Genomic DNA, 17,343 nt, shown 5'->3' with positions numbered 1-17,343 from the left:
CTACTCGGCGGTGCCCTCCGGCAGCTGGTCGACCGGGTGCATCGGGAAGCCCTTCAGACCGCGCCAGGCCAGGCTCGCGACCAGCCGCACGGCCTCGTCGCGCGGGATCTCCAGACCCTGCGAGAGCCAGTAGCGGGCGGTGATCTGGGCCATCCCGCAGACACCGGCGGCCAGCAGCTTGGACTCGTGCTCGGGGAGGTCGGTGTCCTCGGCGATGACCTTGCTGACCAGTGTGGCGCTGGCGTCCGAGGCCCGTTCGACCCGCTCGCGGACGGCGGGCTCGTTCGTCAGGTCGGACTCGAAGACCAGGCGGAAGGCACCGGACTCGCTGGAGACGTAGTTGAAGTACGCGTCCATCGTCGCCGCGACGCGCATCTTGTTGTCGGCGGTCGCCGAGAGCGCGTTGCGGACCGCGTCGACGAGGGCGTCGCAGTGCTTGTCGAGCAGCGCGAGGTAGAGCTCCAGTTTGCCGGGGAAGTGCTGGTAGAGCACGGGCTTGCTGACGCCGGCGCGGTCGGCGATGTCGTCCATGGCCGCAGCGTGGTAGCCCTGGGCGACGAACACCTCCTGCGCGGCCCCGAGCAGTTGTTCCCGGCGGGCGCTTCGCGGCAGGCGGGCACCGCGCGGGCGCTCCTGCGCCTCCTGGATGGCCGTCACGGGCGCTCCTCACTTCACGGTCTGCGGCAGCGCGCCCACGGATTGGACGGTGTGCCGTGCATAGCTGGCAAGGTGGTCGATTCTACTTTTCAGTAACTGGATCTGTGCCGGTCGAAGCCGAGAAAACCGCGAGACACCCTTGTCGGGAGCCCACAATACGGGCCTGACCTGTGCCGTCCAGGGGTTGAGACCGTGCAGTACGAGACCCTCCGGGGGCAGCGGCGGCGCGAGGGCTCCTCATTACCATCGTGCTCCATGAGTACTGAGCAGCAGGTGACGGCCCCGGCCGAGCCTCCCCGTACCGTCGCCGTCCCCGGAGCCGTGCTGGCCGTGACCGGGCCGCCCGCCGGGAGCGATCAGCTGCCCCCGGCGCTCTTCGTGCACGGGCTCGGCGGATCGACGGACAACTGGACGGAGCTGATGGCCGAGCTCGCCGACGTGGTCTCGGGCGAGGCCGTCGACCTGCCAGGCTTCGGCTGGTCGGAGCCCCCGCTGGACGGCGACCTCTCGCTGTCCGGGCACGTCCGCGCGGTGATCGGGTACCTGGAGGCCTCCGGCCGGGGCCCGGTGCACGTCTTCGGCAACTCGCTCGGCGGCGCGGTGGCCGTCCGGCTCGCCGCGCTCCGCCCCGACCTGGTGCGCAGCCTGACGTTGATCTCCCCCGCCCTGCCCGAGCTGCCGCCGCAGCGCACCGCCTGGCCGACCGGCCTGCTCGCCGTCCCCGGCATGCCCGCGCTGCTCCAGCGCGCCCAGCGCAGTGCCCCGGACGCGGAGCAGGCGACCGACCGCCTGCTCCGGCTGGTGTACGGCGACGCCCCGGGCGTACCGGCCGAGCGGCGGGCTCGCGCGGTCGCCGAGTACCGCCGCCGGGCGCAGCTGCCGCACGCGCTCCAGGCACTGGTCGGCAGTGCGCGCGGCATCGTCTCGGCCTACACCCAGCGCGGCGAGCAGTCGCTCTGGCGACAGGCCGAGCAGGTGCGGGTGCCGGTGCTGCTGGTCTACGGCCTCAAGGACAAGCTCGTCTCGTACCGCTCCGCCCGGCGGGCCTGCGGCGCGTTCGCCGACGCCCGGCTGCTGGTGCTCCCCGACTCGGGGCACGTCGCGATGATGGAGCACCCGGAGCAGGTCGCCCGCGCGGCGAGGGAGCTGCTGGCGCGCAGCTGAGGCGCCTCGCGGGGCCGCCGGCAGGTGGCCGAACGCGGGCCGGAGCGTGAGGTAACGCGGGTTCACTCGATCAGGTGGCAACCAGGCACGTGACCGATGGGTGGGTGGGCCCGCGCTCTACCTTCGTGGTGTCGGACCGAACAGGTGTGGGGGAGAGGCAGCCGTCGAGCGTCCTGGGGGCGGCTGCACAGGGGCGTCGAGCGTACGTCCCGGGTTGCCGTGGCCGTGGGGAGCGGCGGCGGGCCCGTGGCCCTCCTTCTGAGTGCCGGCGTCATCGAAACCGCTCTGCTCTGGAGGTCGTCGTGCGCATTGCTCTGATCACCGAGGGCGCCCACCCGTACGCACAGCGTGCCGGTGAGGGCTGGTGCAGGCGCCTGGTGGAAGGGCTCTCCGAGCACGAGTTCCAGGTGCACCTGCTCGCCACCGACGCCCAGCCCGAGCCCGAGGCTGAGCGCACTCCGGGCCGGTCGCCCGCCGTGCACGAGCTGCCGATGTGGGGGCGGCGACCCGCCGGCCGGGGCCCGTCCGCCCCGGCCCGGCGCCGGTACGGCCGCGCGTACCGGGCCTTCGTCCGGGCACTCGTGCTGCCCGGCGAGCGCGGCTCCTTCGCCACCGGGCTGTACCAGCTCGCGGCGCTCGCCCGGCAGGACGGCGCCCTGCCCGCCTTCCTCGCCTCCGGGCACGCCCGGCGCATCCTCGAGCGCGAGTGGCGCGCCCCCGGCGCGGACACCGCCGCCGGGCAGCCGCTGGTCCGGGACGTGCTCGTCGCCGGTGACCTGCTGGAGCAGTGCCTGCGCCCGCTCGCCGCCCCCTGGTACGGCATCGAGGAGGGCCGCCTCGGCGCCGTCGACCTCTGCCACGTCGTCGGCGGCGGCCCGGCCGCCCTGCCCGCCCTCGTCGCCAAGCACCTGCACGGGGTGCCGTTCGTCGTCACCGAGCACGGCCTCCACCTGCGCGAGCAGTACCGCAGCTACCGCACCGCGCCGTACCGCTGGCCCGTCCGGGCCCTGCTGCTCGCCTTCTTCCGGCTGCTCACCGAGGAGACCTACCGGCAGGCCGCCGTGCTCACCCCCGGCAGCAGCTACGACCAGCGGTGGCAGCAGCGCTGCGGGGCCGACCCGGCCCGTACCCGGGTGGTGCACGAGGGCACCGAGGCCGTCGGCCGCAAGCCCGCCGGGCCCGAACCGGAGCTGCCCACCCTGGTCTGGGCGGGCGCACTGGAGCCCGGCCGCGACCCCGAGCTGATGCTGCACGCCTTCGCCCGCATCCGGGCCGAGGCGCCCGAGGCCCGGCTGCGGATGTACGGCGAGGAGGGGGTGCCCGGCTACCTCGCGCACTGCCGGGCGATCGCCGAGCGGCTCGGCCTCGGCACGGCCGTCAGCTTCGACGGGCGGCCCGCGTCGACCGCGGCTGCCTGGGAGGCGGGCAGCGTGCTGGTCTTCTCCGCACTCACCCAGCGCAGCCCCCGGCTGCTGGCGGACGCCATGCTGAGCGGGCGGGCGGTGGTCACCACCGAGGTCGGCGTCGCCCGCGAGGTGGTCGGGCCCACCGGGCTGCTGGTGCCGCCGCGCAGCCCGCAGCCGCTGGCCGGAGCCTGCCTGGCGCTGCTGCGGGACGAGGAGCGGCGGGCCCGGCTCGGCCTGGCCGGCCGCCTGCGTGCGCAGGAGCGTTTCGCCGTGGAACCGGTGGTCACCGCCTTCCGCGAGATCTACCTGGAGCTGGTCTCGCACTGGCCCGCCTTCCCGGCCGGTGACGGCTCGGAGGGCGATCCCGTCCGGCCCTTCGCCCGGCCCGCCGAGTACTGGATCGCCGGAGCCCGGCCCACCGCCGCCCCCGACGCTGCCTCGGACGCCGCCCCCGAGCCAGGAGCGTTGGCGGAGGCAGTCTGATGGCCCGCCCCCCTGAACCCGCCGACCCCGTACGCGAGCTCATGGCCCGCCACCGGGCCCTCTGCGAACAGGCCGTCGACCCCCTGGAGATCGCCGCCGCACTCGAGGACTCCGGCTTCGGCCCGGCGGAGGCCGCCGCCTACCGCCACGCGGACGTCTTCAGCCTCGCGGAGGAGCTCTACGCCCGCGTCCCACGCTGCGTGGGCATTGCCTCGGAGCAACGGGAGCCCCGCTCGCTCAAGCGCCTCCGCGTGACCAGGAGCCGTAGCGGAGCGGTGATCGCGACGGTGCCCTCCGTTTCGCGCACGCAGTTGATGAGCAGTTCCTCGCGCCCCTGGACGCTTCGCGTCCTCGCAGCTCTGCTGGCCGTTCCCCTGATCGTGGCGAAGCCGGGGGTCGGGGTGGCTGGGTTGGCCGGGGTGGGGTTGGCCGAGGGGGTGGCGGGGTGGCTGCGGCATGCGGCTCGGGGGCATCTCGGGTCGGCGGTGACTCTGGCGGAGTTCCGGGCTGGGATGCGGCCGGTGCTGCCGGTGGCGGTACTGCTCCAGCTCGCGGTGGTGCTGCTGATCGGCTTCGCCGCGCTGGCCGTGCTCGCCGCCCCCGGCCCGGGAGGGCCGCTGCGCCAGGCGGCGGTGGGGGCGACGCCGGTGCAGTGGGGCACGCTCGCGGCCCTCGCGCTGCTGCAGCTGCTGACCGTGACGCTGTCCCGGATCCGCCCCGCCGTCGCGTTCGCCGCGCTCGTACCGGCCGGGGCGGGCTTCGCCGTGTCGGCCTCTCCCACTGCCGGGCTGCTCGCCTGCGGCGCGGTCGCCGCACTACTGCTCCCGTACGTCTGGGCGCTGCTCGGGCGGCCCGAGAACTGCGGCTGAACACTGCCCGACGCGCGCTCCCCGACGCGCTCCCCGACTTACTCCCCGACCCCGACTTCACTTCACCGACTGGAAGGACACCCGCGATGAGGGTGCTGCTACTGGGTGCCGACGGCTTCATCGGCCGTCGGGTCGCCGACCGGCTGCTGGCCGATCAGGATCTGACGGTCACGGTGCTCGGCCGACGCGACTCGGCCGACATCCGCTTCGACCTGACGGCGGGCAGCCCGGGGGCGCTGGCCAGGTTCCTGGACGCGGCGGCCCCCCAGGTGGTGATCAACTGCGCCGGGGTCACATACGGGACGTCCCGCTCGCTGATCAAGGCGAACACGCTGGCCGTCGCGACGGTCTGCGAGGCGATCCGGCGCAGCCGGGAGCCGGCCCGGCTGGTGCACGTCGGGTCGGCGGCCGAGTACGGGCCGATGCCGGCGGGGGTGCCGATCCCGGAGACGGCCGAGCCGAGGCCGGTCGGGCCGTACGGGGTGTCGAAGCTGGCCGGGACGGAGCTGGTGCTGACCTCGGGGTTGGACGCGGCGGTGCTGCGGGTCTTCGACGTGGTGGGGCCCGGTTCGCCGACGGCCTCGCTGTTCGGGCGGCTGGCGGAGGGGCTGCGGCGGGCGCTGGAGCAGGGCGAGAAGGTGGTGCGGATGCCGGACCTGTCCGGATACCGGGATTTCGTCGACGTACGGGACGTGGCGCGGGCGATCCAGGCGGCGGCGGTCTCGGCCGCGACCGGGTTGATCAACGTCGGCAGCGGCCACGCCGTCCGGGCCCGGGATGCGGCTCAGCTGCTCGTCCGCGCCTCCGGCTTCGAGGGCACCATCAGCGAGGATGCCCGTCAGGTGCTGCTGCCCAGCCAGTCGCCGCACCCGGGGCCGCCGGGCCCGGACGCGCACCGGCCGCTGGAGCCGCGGGCCGTGGTGGAGCCCGTGCAGTGGCGGCAGGCGGACGTCAGGACCGCTCGGGACCGTCTCGGATGGCGGACACAGGTGCCGTTGGAGGAGTCGCTCGGGGACATCTGGCTCGAAACGGCCTGCCGGGTCTGACTCCGGCCCGACGGGGTGTCCGGCCCCGCGCAGCCGCTCTACCAGGGGTTTGCCCAGGTGGCCGACGTTCTTCGTCAGAATCCCAGCATCCGACGCCAGGTGTCTTGGCATTCGGACATGCTGTCTCGGAATAGCGAGGCCGAGTGACACTGTTGGCTTAGCTGAATCGAAGCTCTTGCTAGATCTTCCGATCTGATGACCACCTGACTGACGACCATCGGAGTCCCCGTGTCGCTGCCACCCCTGGTCGAGCCGGCCGCCGAGCTCACCATCGACGAGGTCCGCCGGTACTCACGCCACCTGATCATCCCCGACGTCGGGATGGCCGGGCAGAAGCGGCTGAAGAACGCCAAGGTGCTGTGCGTCGGCGCCGGCGGCCTCGGCTCGCCGGCCCTGATGTACCTGGCCGCCGCCGGTGTGGGCACGCTCGGCATCGTCGAGTTCGACGTCGTCGACGAGTCCAACCTGCAGCGTCAGATCATCCACGGCCACTCGGACATCGGCCGTTCCAAGGCCGAGTCGGCGCGGGACTCGGTCAAGGAGATCAACCCGTACGTCGACGTGGTGCTGCACGAGGAGCGCCTCGACAACTCCAACGTGATGGAGATCTTCTCCGGCTACGACCTGATCGTCGACGGCACGGACAACTTCGCCACCCGTTACCTGGTGAACGACGCCGCGGTGCTGCTCGGCAAGCCGTACGTCTGGGGCTCGATCTACCGCTTCGACGGCCAGGCGAGCGTCTTCTGGGCCGAGCACGGCCCGTGCTACCGCTGCCTCTACCCCGAGGCGCCGCCGGCGGGCATGGTGCCGTCCTGCGCCGAGGGTGGCGTGCTGGGCGTGCTGTGCGCGTCCATCGGGTCGATCCAGGTGACCGAGGCGATCAAGCTGCTGGCCGGTGTCGGCGAGCCGCTGGTCGGCCGGCTGATGATCTACGACGCGCTGGAGATGACGTACCGCCAGGTCAAGGTCCGCAAGGACCCGAACTGCGCGCTCTGCGGCGAGAACCCGACCGTCACCGAGCTGATCGACTACGAGGCCTTCTGCGGCGTCGTCTCCGAGGAGGCCCAGGCGGCCGCCGCGGGCTCGACGATCACCTCGAAGCAGCTCAAGGCGTGGATGGACGAGGACGAGGACATCTTCCTCATCGACGTCCGCGAGCCGAACGAGTACGAGATCGTCAACATCCCGGGCGCCGTGCTCATCCCGAAGGACCAGTTCCTGATGGGCAACGCGCTGGAGCGGATGCCGCAGGACAAGAAGATCGTGCTGCACTGCAAGACCGGCGTGCGCTCGGCCGAGGTGCTGGCCGTCCTCAAGGCGGCGGGCTTCTCCGACGCCGTCCACCTGGGCGGCGGCGTGGTCGGCTGGGTCAACCAGATCGAGCCGCACAAGCCGATCTACTAGCCGTACGAGCTGGGCCGTTGATGCGTGAGGGGCCGGTCGCCAGGGTGGCGACCGGCCCCTCACGCATCTGCCGGTCCTACAGCGCGCCCCGGCGCTGCAGCATGTTGTACGAGATCCAGCCCGGGATCACCGGCAGCCAGAAGGTGAGCGCCCGGTAGAGGAAGACGGCCGGGGTGGCGACGGTCGGCGGCAGGCCGGAGAAGGTCAGGGCGCCGACCAGGGCGAGCTCGACCGGGCCGATGCCGCCGGGGGTGGGGATGGCGGAGCCAGCCGCGTTGGCGGTCAGGAAGACCACCGCGACGGCCGAGAAGCTCATCGAGCCGCCGAAGGCCTGGATCGAGGCGTCCAGGCAGGCGGTGAAGCTCAGCGTCAGCAGGATGATCCCGCCGAAGCCGGTGACCAGCTTGCGCGGGGTCTGCATCAGATCGAGCATCCGGGGCACGACGCCGAAGAAGAGCGAGCGCACCCGCGTCACGACGAAGCGCCGCAGCGGGCCGACGGCGGCCACGACCAGCGCCATCACGGCGGCGGTCAGCACCCCGATGATCACCGCCCGGGAGGCGCCGAGATCACCGCTGGTCTGGCTGCCGGTGATCAGGCCGAAGCCGAACAGCAGCAGCAGGTGCCCGGCGAGCCCGGCCAGCTGCGAGGCGCCGACGCTGGCGACCGCCTGGCCGGAGCGGATGCCCGCCTTCTGGAGGTAGCGGGTGTTGAGCGCGATGCCGCCGATCGCGGCGGGCGCGACCAGCTTCACGAACGAGCCGGCGACCTGCGCGGCCACCGTCCGCCGGAAGGGCAGCCGCTCGGGCACGAAGCCGGTCAGGCTCATCGACGCGGCGATGTACGTCAGCGCGGCGGCGGCCAGTGCGGCGGCGGCCCAGGCCCAGTTCATGTGGGAGAGCCTGAGCTGGGCCGGTTTGATCGTGGTCAGTGCCAGGTAGGCGGCGAAGGCCAGCGCGATCACCATGATCAGCGCCTTCGGCCGAAGCCGCTCCAGCTTCGCCGGCTCCAGCGGAGCCTCCGGGGCGATCTGCAGGATCTGCCCGCGGATGCGGCTCAGCAGGTCCTCCCCGGCGGTCGCGATGTCCTCCTCCGCCTGCTGCTGGGTGCGCTCGCCCGAGGCGACCTGCTCCAGGGCCAGGGCCTGCGCGGCGGCCTTGCGCTCCTTGCCCAGCCGGGAGAGGTCGATCCTGGTCTGCCGGCTCAGTCCGACCGGCTGGAGCAGCGGCAGCGAGGCGGCCACGCGGTCGGCGCCGAGCACGGCGTTGGCCGTGGCGACGGCCCGCTCGGGGCCGATCCGCAGCGCGAAGGTGGTGAGCAGCTGGGCGATGTCGATCCGCAGGGTCAGGTCGCCCGCCGCGATGTCGCCGCCTGAGAGGTTGACCAGGCAACCCGTCACGTCGTCGACGACCAGCAGGGATTCGCCGGTGAGCCGCCGGTGGGCGATCCGCCGCTCGTGCAGCCTGCCGACGGACTCCCAGAGCGAGGCCATCACCTGGTCGGTGATCTCCTCCTCCGGCAGTTCGTCGAGGGTGCGGCCGGGCACCTGCTCGTAGACCAGGATGGCGGCGTCCGGCCCGAGCTCGGAGGTGGCGACCAGCTGCGGGGCGCGGGCCCCGGAGGCGGCGGCCGCGTACGCGATCAGTGCCTCCTGCTCCAGCGCCTGCCGCAGCGACTGTGGGCTGCGGCGGACGGCGACGGAGCGCAGCCGCAGGCGGCGCCAGGCGCGGTAGAAGAAGCCGGAGGCCTGCTGCTCGCGGTCGATGATGTGGACGTCGAGCGGTGGGCCGTCCTGCTGCTCGACGTAGTAGCGGCGGGTGCCGCCGGGGGCGTCGGGCGCGCGGTGGGCGCCGGCGGGGGAGAAGCCGACCTTCCGCAGGCCGATCATCAGATGGTTGCCGGTCGGCCGGATGTTCGGCGAGCCGATCGCGTACAGCGTGCCGTACGCCACCGACCAGCCGATCAGCACGGTGAGGATCAGTGAGAGCAGCGTCGTGTAGCCGCTGACCAGCTCGGTCATCCCGCTGAGGATGACCACCACCCAGAGGGCGACCCGCCAGCGCGGACGGCTCGACATGCCGACGGCTGTCATGTACGCGATCACCGGGGCGAGATAGCCGTGCACCGGGTCGGTCAGCGTCTGCCCGCCGTCCGGCGGGAGCTGCGTCAGCGCCTCCCGGATCGCCGAGGGCGCGCCCGCCGCGACCCACCAGTCGACGCCGAGCGAGACGCCGTACGCCAGCACCGAGGCGAGCACGCCGTCGGCGACCCGCAGCCCGTCACGCTTTATCAACCGCTCGACCGCGAAGGCCAGCGGCACCGCGAGCACCGCGACGCTGGAGACCAGCGCGGCGACGGTGCTCAGCACACCGGGGATGCGGTGGGCGTTGGTGGAGATGTCGTTCTCCAGGCCCGAGGTCGTGGAGACCGCGAACCTGGCGACCAGGAACAGCGCGATGATGCCGAGCAGCCCGGCCAGCAGCCGGATCAGGTCCGAGGGCCGGTGCGCGCGGGCCGCGAGCAGCGGTTCGTCCACGGCGAGGTCGTCGCCGGTCGGTGGCACGTACTCCCCCTCGTGCGGTCCCTGGTGCTCCGCCTCCTCGTGCGGTTCCGGGTGCTCCGCGTCGGCCGGATCGACCTGGTCAGGGCCCTCGGACGGGTCGCCGAGGGGGGCCTGTGAGCCCTCGTCCGCGTCCACGTCTGCCGTCCCGGTCATCTGGTCTTGTCCTCGTATCACCACTCACCGCCCCGAAGATGGTGGCATGCTCCGGGCGCCTGCGCTGGACAGGGGGCGTATCGGGCGCGGCGAATCCCCCGCACGGCGCCCTCGGATCGACCGGATGAGGAACAATGCCGCAGATGACGGACAGTACAGGCGAGACCCCGCCGCCCTACGTCGAATCGGTGCTCGACCTCACCGAGCGCATCCCGGTGGGCCGGGTGATGACCTACGGCGACGTCGCCGAGTACCTCGGCCACGGCGGCCCCCGGCAGGTCGGGCGGGTCATGGCGCTGTACGGCGCCGCCGTGCCGTGGTGGCGGGTGATCCGCGCCGACGGCCGGCCGCTGCCCGGCCACGAGGACCGGGCGCTCGCCAACTACCGGGTGGAGGGCACCCCGCTGCGGACGGTCGCGGGCGAACCCCGGGTCGATCTCCGCCAGGCCCGCTGGGACGGCAAGTAGCACCGCCGGTACAAGTAGCACCCCCGGTATCTGCACCGCCCGCAGCACTCCCACGCGTGCCGTCGGGCGCACCCGCAGGCGGGCGCGCCCCCTGCTGCCCGGAGTCGGGTGCGATGCGGGCTCGGGCGCGGCAGGATCGTAGGCTCGGTGCTTGGCGGACGCTCCGCCCCGATCCCGAGGACGTCGTTGAGTTCCCCCTTCCGTCTGGTGCGCAGCCCCCTCGCGCAGCCCGAACCGCCCGTGCTGGACGCGTACCAGCAGGCGGTGGCCGAGCACGCGGGCGGGCCGCTGCTGGTGCTCGCGGGCCCAGGTACGGGCAAGACCACCACGCTGGTCGAGTCCGTCGTCCGGCGGATCGAGCGCGGCACCGACCCGGAGCGGGTCCTCGTGCTGACCTTCAGCCGCAAGGCCGCGATGGAGCTGCGCGACCGGATGACCGCCCGGCTCGGCAGCACCGGGGCCCCGCCGCAGGCCACCACCTTCCACTCCTTCTGCTACGCCCTGCTGCGCGCCCACCAGACCCCCGAGGCGTACGCCGAACCGCTGCGGCTGCTCTCCGGCCCCGAGCAGGACGTGATGGTCCGCGAGCTGCTCGCCGGGGGCGCCGAGGACGCCCGCGACGGCATCGGCCGGATCCGCTGGCCGCTCGACCTGCGGGCCTGCCTCACCACCCGGGGCTTCGCCGACGAGGTCCGCGCCGTGCTGGCCCGCAGCCGCGAGCTCGGCCTCGGCGAGGCCGAGCTGAGCCGGTTCGCCGAGGGCGTCCAGCGCCCGGACTGGGCCGCCGCCGCGCACTTCCTCGCCGAGTACCTCGACGTCCTCGATCTGCGCGGCGTGCTCGACTACGCCGAGCTGGTGCACCGCGCGGTGCTGCTCGCCGAACGCGCCGAGATCGGCGCCGCCCTGCGCGAGCGGTACGAGGTCGTCTTCGTCGACGAGTACCAGGACACCGACCCGTCCCAGGTCCGCCTGCTGCGGGCGATCGCGGGCGGTGGCCGCGACCTCGTCGCCGTCGGCGACCCCGACCAGTCGATCTACGCCTTCCGCGGCGCCGACATCAACGGCATCCTCGACTTCCCGCACGCCTTCCCGACGGCCGACGGCAGCCCGGCGGAGGTCAAGGTGCTGCGGGTCGCCCGGCGCTCCGGCGCCGTGCTGCTCGCCGCCACCCGGGAGCTGGCCCGCCGGATGCCGATGGGCCGGCTGCCCGCCGACAAGCTCGCCCAGCACCGGGCCCTGCTGCCCGCCCGCGAGGGCGGCCGGGCCGAGGTCTACACCTACCCCACCCCCGGCGCCGAACTCGACAGCATCGCCGACCTGCTCCGCCGCGCCCACCTGGAGGACGGCGTCCCCTGGGGCGAGATGGCCGTCCTGGTCCGCGCCGGCGCCCGCTCGATCCCCGGCGTCCGCCGCGCCCTCGGCGCGGCCGGCGTCCCGCTGGAGATCGACGGCGACGACCTCCCCCTCCGCGAGGAGCCCGGCGTCGCCCCCCTGCTGCTCGCCCTCCGCATCTGCGCCGAACCGGTCGAGGCCTGCACGGCCGAGCTCGCACGCACCCTCCTCACCGGCCCCCTCGGCGGCCTCGACGGCTCCGACCTGCGGCGGCTCGGGCGAGCGCTCCGCGAGGAAGAACGTAGAACGCTTCGCCGCGAGGTGCAGTTGCACCTCCAGGGGCGCGAGGAACTGCGCGGAGGGGGCACCCCCGGCCGAAGGCTGGGGGAGGAAGAGACGGCGCCGCAGTCGGCAACTGTGCGTGCTGCGGATGAGTTGATCCGAGAAGCGTTGGCAGAGCCCGAGCAGCTGGTCGCGATGGACGGCACGCCCGCCCGGCGGGCCCGGGATCTCGGGATGCTGCTGCGGAAGGTGCGGGAGCTGCTCGCGGGCGGCGGCGGTGCCGAGGAGGCGCTCTGGGAGCTGTGGGACGGCAGCCGCCGGTGGCGGGAGCGGCTGGAGCGCGCCGCCCTTCGCGGCGGGACGGCCGGGCGCAACGCCGACCGGGACCTGGACGCGCTCTGCGCGCTGTTCGAGACCGCCGCGCGGGCGGAGGAGCAGCTGGCCGGCCACCGGAGCGCGCTGGACTTCCTCGCGGAGCTGGAGGCGCAGGACATCGCCGCCGACACCCTCACCGTGCGGGCCGTCCGCCCGGAGGCCGTCCGGCTGATGACCGCCCACCGCTCGAAGGGGCTGGAGTGGCGGGTCGTCGTGGTCGCCGGGGTGCAGGACGGCCTCTGGCCGGACCTGCGCCGCCGTGGCTCGCTGCTGGAGGCGGACCGGATCGGCCGGGACGGGCTCGCCGAGCCGCTCTCCCCGGCGGCGCTGCTCGGCGAGGAGCGGCGGCTGTTCTACACCGCCGCGACGCGGGCCAAGGACCGGCTGATCGTCACGGCGGTGAAGGCCCCGGCCGAGGACGGTGACGAGCCGTCCCGCTTCCTGCGCGAGCTCTACCGCGAGGAGATCGACCCCCGTACCGGCAAGGTCCGCAGCCGTACGCCGCAGGTCACCGTCGAGGACGTCACCCAGCGGCCGCGCCGCCCGCTCGCGGTGGCCGCGCTGGTCGCCGAGCTGCGGGCCGTCACCGTCGACCCGGGCCGCAGCCCGGAGCTGCGGCGGGCTGCCGCCGAGCGGCTGGCTCAGCTGGCCGGGGCACTGGACGAGGACGGCGCCCCGCTCGTCCCGGCCGCCCACCCCGACCGCTGGTGGGGGCTGACGGACCGCACCGAGGCGCCCGACCCGCTGCGGGAGACGGGGGTGCCCGTGCGGCTCTCCGGCAGCGGGCTGGAGCAGTTGGAGAGCTGCTCGCTCCAGTGGTTCCTGGACAAGGACGTGAAGGCGGCGGGCACCACCACGGCCGCCCAGGGCTTCGGCAACGTGGTGCACGCACTGGCCGACGAGGTCGGCTCCGGGCGGACCCCGGCCGATCTCGCCGTCCTGATGGAGCGGCTGGACACCGTCTGGGACGCGCTCGCCTTCGACGCGCCGTGGAAGTCCCGGCAGGAGAAGGACCAGGCGCGGGCCGCCCTGGAACGCTTCCTGCACTGGCACGTCCTGGAGCGCGGCCGCACCACCGTCGCCACCGAGCACGGCTTCGACCTCACGCTGCCCGTCGGCGGTATCGAGATCCGCATCCGGGGCTCGATGGACCGGGTGGAGCGGGACGAGGCCGGGCAGGCGTACGTGGTCGACTTCAAGACCGGCAAGCAGATCCCCACCGACAAGTCCCTGCCCGACCACAAGCAGCTCGCCGTCTACCAGCTGGCCGTCGAGGGCGGCGCCCTGGCCGACCTCCCCGGCTTCGAGGACGGAGCCCGCTCCGGCGGCGCCGAACTCGTCCACCTGCGGGAGCCCGCGAAGGGCGACGCCGGGTCGCCCAAGGTGCAGCAGCAGGCGGCGCCGGACGGCGAGCCGTGGGTCGCCGACCTGCTCGCGGACGCGGCGGGCCGGGTGCTGGCCGAGCGCTTCGTCCCCACCACGGGGGAGGGCTGCGCGCGGTGCTCGTTCCGCAGCAGCTGCTCGGCGCAGCGCGACGGGCGTCAGCTCATCGACTGACGTCACGCAGCGGGCCAGCCACAGACAGGGGCGCGGGGAAATGCGCGAAGCCGGACGGCACCGGACCGTTACTCCCGATTTCGCGCAGTTCCCCGCGCCCCTGGGTCGGCCGGCTGGGTAGGAAGGTGATGTCTGCGGGACCGGTTAGGTTTGGCGTTGTGGCTCCCGTACTGACCGACCCCGAGCAGCTCAAGGAGCTGTTGGGCATCCCGTTCAACCCCGAGCAGGTCAAGGCGATCGGGGCGCCGATGGAGCCGGCGGTGATCGTGGCGGGGGCCGGGTCGGGGAAGACCACGGTGATGGCGGCCCGGGTGGTGTGGTTGGTGGGGTCGGGGGCGGTCGGGCCGGAGGAGGTGCTCGGGCTCACGTTCACCAACAAGGCGGCGGGGGAGCTGGCCGAGCGGGTGCGGACGGCACTGCTGCGGGCCCGCGTGCTGGACCCGAACGAGGAGACGCTCGGCGAGCCGGAGATCTCGACGTACCACGCGTTCGCCGGGCGGCTGCTCAAGGAGCACGGCCTGCGGATCGGCATCGAGCCGGACACCCGGCTGCTCGCGGACGCCACCCGCTTCCAGCTCGCGGCGAAGGTGCTGCGTTCCGCGAAGGGCCCGTACCCGGCGCTGACCGGCGCGTTCTCGGGGCTGGTCGCCGATCTGACGGCGCTGGACAGCGAGCTGGCCGAGCACCTCGTGGAGCCGGCCCGGCTGCGGGCGTTCGACACCGCGCTGCTGGACGAGCTCGCGCTCGCCAAGCTCAGCAACGACGACCTGCGGGCCCTGCCGGTGACCTCGCGGGCCCGGCTGGAGCTGCTGGAGCTGGTCGAGGAGTACCGGCGGCGCAAGCAGGCGGCGGGGCTGATGGACTTCGGCGACCAGATCGCCGCCTCCGCCCGGCTCGCCCAGGGGCGGCCGGAGGTCGGGGCGCTGCTGCGGGCGCAGTACCGGGTGGTGCTGCTGGACGAGTACCAGGACACCTCCGTCGCCCAGCGGCTGATGCTCGCGGGGCTGTTCGGCGAGGGCCACGCGGTGACGGCCGTCGGTGACCCGTGCCAGGCGATCTACGGCTGGCGCGGCGCCTCGGTGGCGAACCTGGACGACTTCCCCCGGCACTTCCCGCGCAGCGGCGGCGCCCCCGCCCCCCGGTACGCGCTGAGCGAGAACCGCCGCAGCGGTGGCCGTCTGCTGGCCTTCGCCAACCACCTCGCGGCGCCGCTGCGGGCCATGCACGCGGGCGTCGAGGCGCTGCGCCCGGCCCCGGACGCGGAGCAGGAGGGGTTCGTCCGCTGCGCCCTGCTGCCTACCCACGCGGAGGAGATCGACTGGCTGGCGGATTCGATCGCGCACCTCGTCCGGACCGGCACCGCGCCGGGCCGGGTGGCCGTGCTCTGCCGGGGCGGGGTGGCATTCCCCGACATCCACGCGGCGCTGGTCGCCCGGGAGGTGCCGGTCGAGGTGGTCGGGCTCGGCGGGCTGCTGCAGCTGCCGGAGGTCGCGGATCTGGTCTCGGTCTGCGAGGTGCTGCACGACCCGACGGCCAATGCCGCGCTGGTGCGCCTGCTGATCGGCCCGCGCTGGCGGATCGGGCCGCGCGATCTCGCCCTGCTCGGCCGCCGTGCCACCGAGCTGGTCCGGACGGCCCGCCCGGACGGGGTGGACGCGCTGGCGGCCGCCGTCGCCTCGACCGACCCGACCGAGATCGTCTCGCTGGCGGACGCGCTGGAGGCCTTCCTGGACGCGGAGCAGCCCGACGAGCTGCCGTTCTCGCCGGAGGCGAAGGTGCGGTTCGCCCGCCTCGCGCTGGAGATCCGGGAGCTGCGCCGGGTGCTGGCCGAGCCGCTGATGGACGTGCTGCACCGGGTGCTCGCGGTGACCGGCCTGGAGGTCGAGCTCTCCGCCTCCCCGCTCGCGCTGGCCGCCCGCCGCCGGGAGACGCTGCACAGCTTCCTGGACGTCGCCGCCTCCTTCGCCGACCTGGACGGCGACCCGGGCCTCTCCGCCTTCCTGGCCTTCCTGCGCGCGGCGCAGGAGTACGAGCGCGGCCTCGACAACAGCCTGCCCGGCGGCGAGGACACCGTGAAGGTGCTCACCGCGCACAAGTCCAAGGGCCTGGAGTGGGACGTGGTGGCCGTCCCGGGCCTGGTCAGGGACGGCTTCCCGAGCAGCAAGGGCCGCGAGCGCTGGACGAGTACCAAGCGGGTGCTCCCGCACGCCCTGCGCGGTGACGCCGCGACGCTGCCCGATCTCGACACCTGGAAGCCGAAGGAGATGACGGCCTTCAAGAAGGAGATGGCCGAGCACTCGAAGACGGAGGAACTGCGGCTCGGGTACGTCGCGTTCACCCGCCCCCGCTCGCTGCTGCTGGCCTCCGGGCACTGGTGGGGGCCGAGCCAGAAGCGCCGCCGCGGCCCGTCCGCCTTCCTGGACGAGTTGCGCGCGCACTGCGAGCTGCCGGGCTGCGGCGAGGTCGAGCACTGGGCCGAGCCGCCGCTGCCGGACGCCGAGAACCCCGCCCTCTCGACGTCCGTAGAGACGCCCTGGCCGCTGCCGCTTGACCCGGCCGCGCAGACCGCCCGGCGCCGCGTCGCCGAGGTGGTGCACCGTCGGCTGGCGGGCGAGCCGGCCCCCGAGCCGGAGCGGCTGGCCCCCGAGGACGAGCGGCAGGTCGCCTCCTGGGACCGTGATCTGACCGCCCTGCTCGGCGAGTTGGCCCGCTCCCGGCGCGCCGTCCGCGAGGTGCCGCTGCCGCCCTCGCTCTCCGCCACCCAACTCCTGCGGGTCGCGGCCGACCCGGACGGCTTCGCCCGGGAGCTGGCCCGCCCGATGCCGCGCCCCCCGCAGCCCGCCGCCCGCCGGGGCACCCGCTTCCACGCCTGGGTGCAGGCGCAGATCGAGCCGCTGATGCTGATCGAGCCGGGCGCCCTGCCGGGCGTGGACGACGACGGCGTCGAGGACGAGCGCGATCTCGAGCGGCTGAAGGAGGCTTTCCTGCGCAGCCCGTACGCGGGGCGGCGGCCGCACCGGGTCGAGGCGCCGTTCCAGCTGATGCTCGGGGGGCGGGTGGTGCGCGGCCGGATCGATGCGGTGTACCGGGAGCGTGACGGTGGCTCAGGGTCACCGGATTCGGTGCGTTACGAGGTGGTCGACTGGAAGACCCACCGCGAGGAGACGGCGGACGCGCTGCAACTGGCCGTCTACCGCCTGGCCTGGGCCGAGCAGGCGGGCGTGCCGCTGGAGCAGGTCACGGCTTCCTTCCTCTACGTGCGCAGCGGCCGGGTCGAAACTCCGTCAGGACTTCCTGGCCGGAAAGAGTTGACCGGGCTCCTGATCGGGAATAGTGAAGAATGAGTCACTGAGAGCATCCAAGTCGTCACAGCATCGTGCGAAACCTGTGCACAGTGCACTTTTCGCGCCTATTGTGGGGTCGGTAACCGGTCACCCCCGTACTCCGGCCGCCAGCGAGGCCCGTAGTCCCTAACCCTCAGTCATCACCGCAGGTGTCCCCTGGCACCGGCCACCTTCTGCTGGAGAGACCGAAGTTGAGTGCGACCGGATGGATCAGAGCGCGGCTCGGGGGGCCGACCCC

General features: G+C 73.8%; 10 protein-coding genes. 8 read left to right on the top strand and 2 right to left on the bottom strand.

Features of this window, described 5'->3' with window-relative positions; translation table 11 throughout:
* The gene (locus ACR68M_RS11550) at nucleotides 1-657 is read right to left on the bottom strand and encodes a TetR/AcrR family transcriptional regulator (RefSeq protein ID WP_441250366.1); all 657 of its coding nucleotides are present in this window, start codon (nucleotides 655-657) and stop codon (nucleotides 1-3) included.
* Nucleotides 658-912: 255 nt separating this feature from the next.
* Between ACR68M_RS11550 and ACR68M_RS11545 the strand changes: the two genes are divergently transcribed.
* From ACR68M_RS11545 to moeZ, 5 genes are all read left to right on the top strand, one after another.
* The gene (locus tag ACR68M_RS11545; RefSeq protein ID WP_441250365.1) at nucleotides 913-1,821 is read left to right on the top strand and encodes an alpha/beta fold hydrolase; all 909 of its coding nucleotides are present in this window, start codon (nucleotides 913-915) and stop codon (nucleotides 1,819-1,821) included.
* Between the two features lie 302 nt (nucleotides 1,822-2,123).
* A complete protein-coding gene (locus ACR68M_RS11540; protein WP_441250364.1) occupies nucleotides 2,124-3,710 on the top strand; it encodes a DUF3492 domain-containing protein in 1,587 nt (528 codons plus the stop codon).
* Nucleotides 3,710-4,579, top strand: coding sequence for a hypothetical protein (locus ACR68M_RS11535; protein ID WP_441250363.1), 870 nt, complete (start codon nucleotides 3,710-3,712; stop codon nucleotides 4,577-4,579). The genes ACR68M_RS11540 and ACR68M_RS11535 overlap by 1 nt, the downstream gene beginning before the upstream one ends.
* 86 nt (nucleotides 4,580-4,665) lie before the next feature.
* Nucleotides 4,666-5,625: an NAD-dependent epimerase/dehydratase family protein gene (locus ACR68M_RS11530; protein ID WP_441250362.1), complete on the top strand. Its 960-nt coding sequence runs from the start codon at nucleotides 4,666-4,668 to the stop codon at nucleotides 5,623-5,625.
* 228 nt (nucleotides 5,626-5,853) lie between these two features.
* Complete coding sequence (gene moeZ / locus ACR68M_RS11525) at nucleotides 5,854-7,032, top strand: adenylyltransferase/sulfurtransferase MoeZ (RefSeq protein WP_441250361.1); 1,179 nt, start codon at nucleotides 5,854-5,856, stop codon at nucleotides 7,030-7,032.
* A gap of 76 nt (nucleotides 7,033-7,108) precedes the next feature.
* On the opposite strand, the gene ACR68M_RS11520 is transcribed toward moeZ, so the two are convergent.
* Nucleotides 7,109-9,748, bottom strand: a complete 2,640-nt coding sequence (locus tag ACR68M_RS11520; protein WP_441250360.1) for a flippase-like domain-containing protein — start codon at nucleotides 9,746-9,748, stop codon at nucleotides 7,109-7,111.
* A 134-nt stretch (nucleotides 9,749-9,882) separates the two neighbouring features.
* Here ACR68M_RS11520 and ACR68M_RS11515 point away from each other — a divergent pair, with 134 nt between their 5' ends.
* The 3 genes from ACR68M_RS11515 to ACR68M_RS11505 all read left to right on the top strand — a co-directional run bounded on the left by ACR68M_RS11515 (nucleotide 9,883) and on the right by ACR68M_RS11505 (nucleotide 17,105).
* Nucleotides 9,883-10,215, top strand: coding sequence for an MGMT family protein (locus ACR68M_RS11515; RefSeq protein WP_441250359.1), 333 nt, complete (start codon nucleotides 9,883-9,885; stop codon nucleotides 10,213-10,215).
* Between the two features lie 186 nt (nucleotides 10,216-10,401).
* On the top strand, nucleotides 10,402-13,761 hold the full coding sequence (locus tag ACR68M_RS11510) for an ATP-dependent helicase (protein WP_441250358.1): 3,360 nt from the start codon (nucleotides 10,402-10,404) through the stop codon (nucleotides 13,759-13,761).
* Nucleotides 13,762-13,919: 158 nt separating this feature from the next.
* The gene (locus ACR68M_RS11505; protein ID WP_441250357.1) at nucleotides 13,920-17,105 is read left to right on the top strand and encodes a UvrD-helicase domain-containing protein; all 3,186 of its coding nucleotides are present in this window, start codon (nucleotides 13,920-13,922) and stop codon (nucleotides 17,103-17,105) included.
* The last annotated feature ends 238 nt before the right edge of the window (nucleotides 17,106-17,343 follow it).

The organism is Kitasatospora sp. McL0602, assembly GCF_052076145.1.
Taxonomy (GTDB): Bacteria; Actinomycetota; Actinomycetes; order Streptomycetales; family Streptomycetaceae; genus Kitasatospora.
This window is presented reverse-complemented; position numbering and strand designations above follow the sequence as displayed.

Bases quoted from the DNA above. Each gene is read 5' to 3' on its own strand.
- ACR68M_RS11545 (WP_441250365.1), top strand. From the start codon at position 913: ATGAGTACTGAGCAGCAGGTGACGGCCCCGGCCGAGCCTCCCCGTACC.
- ACR68M_RS11535 (WP_441250363.1), top strand. From the start codon at position 3,710: ATGGCCCGCCCCCCTGAACCCGCCGACCCCGTACGCGAGCTCATGGCC.
- ACR68M_RS11530 (WP_441250362.1), top strand. From the start codon at position 4,666: ATGAGGGTGCTGCTACTGGGTGCCGACGGCTTCATCGGCCGTCGGGTC.
- ACR68M_RS11520 (WP_441250360.1), bottom strand. From the start codon at position 9,748: ATGACCGGGACGGCAGACGTGGACGCGGACGAGGGCTCACAGGCCCCC.
- ACR68M_RS11515 (WP_441250359.1), top strand. From the start codon at position 9,883: ATGCCGCAGATGACGGACAGTACAGGCGAGACCCCGCCGCCCTACGTC.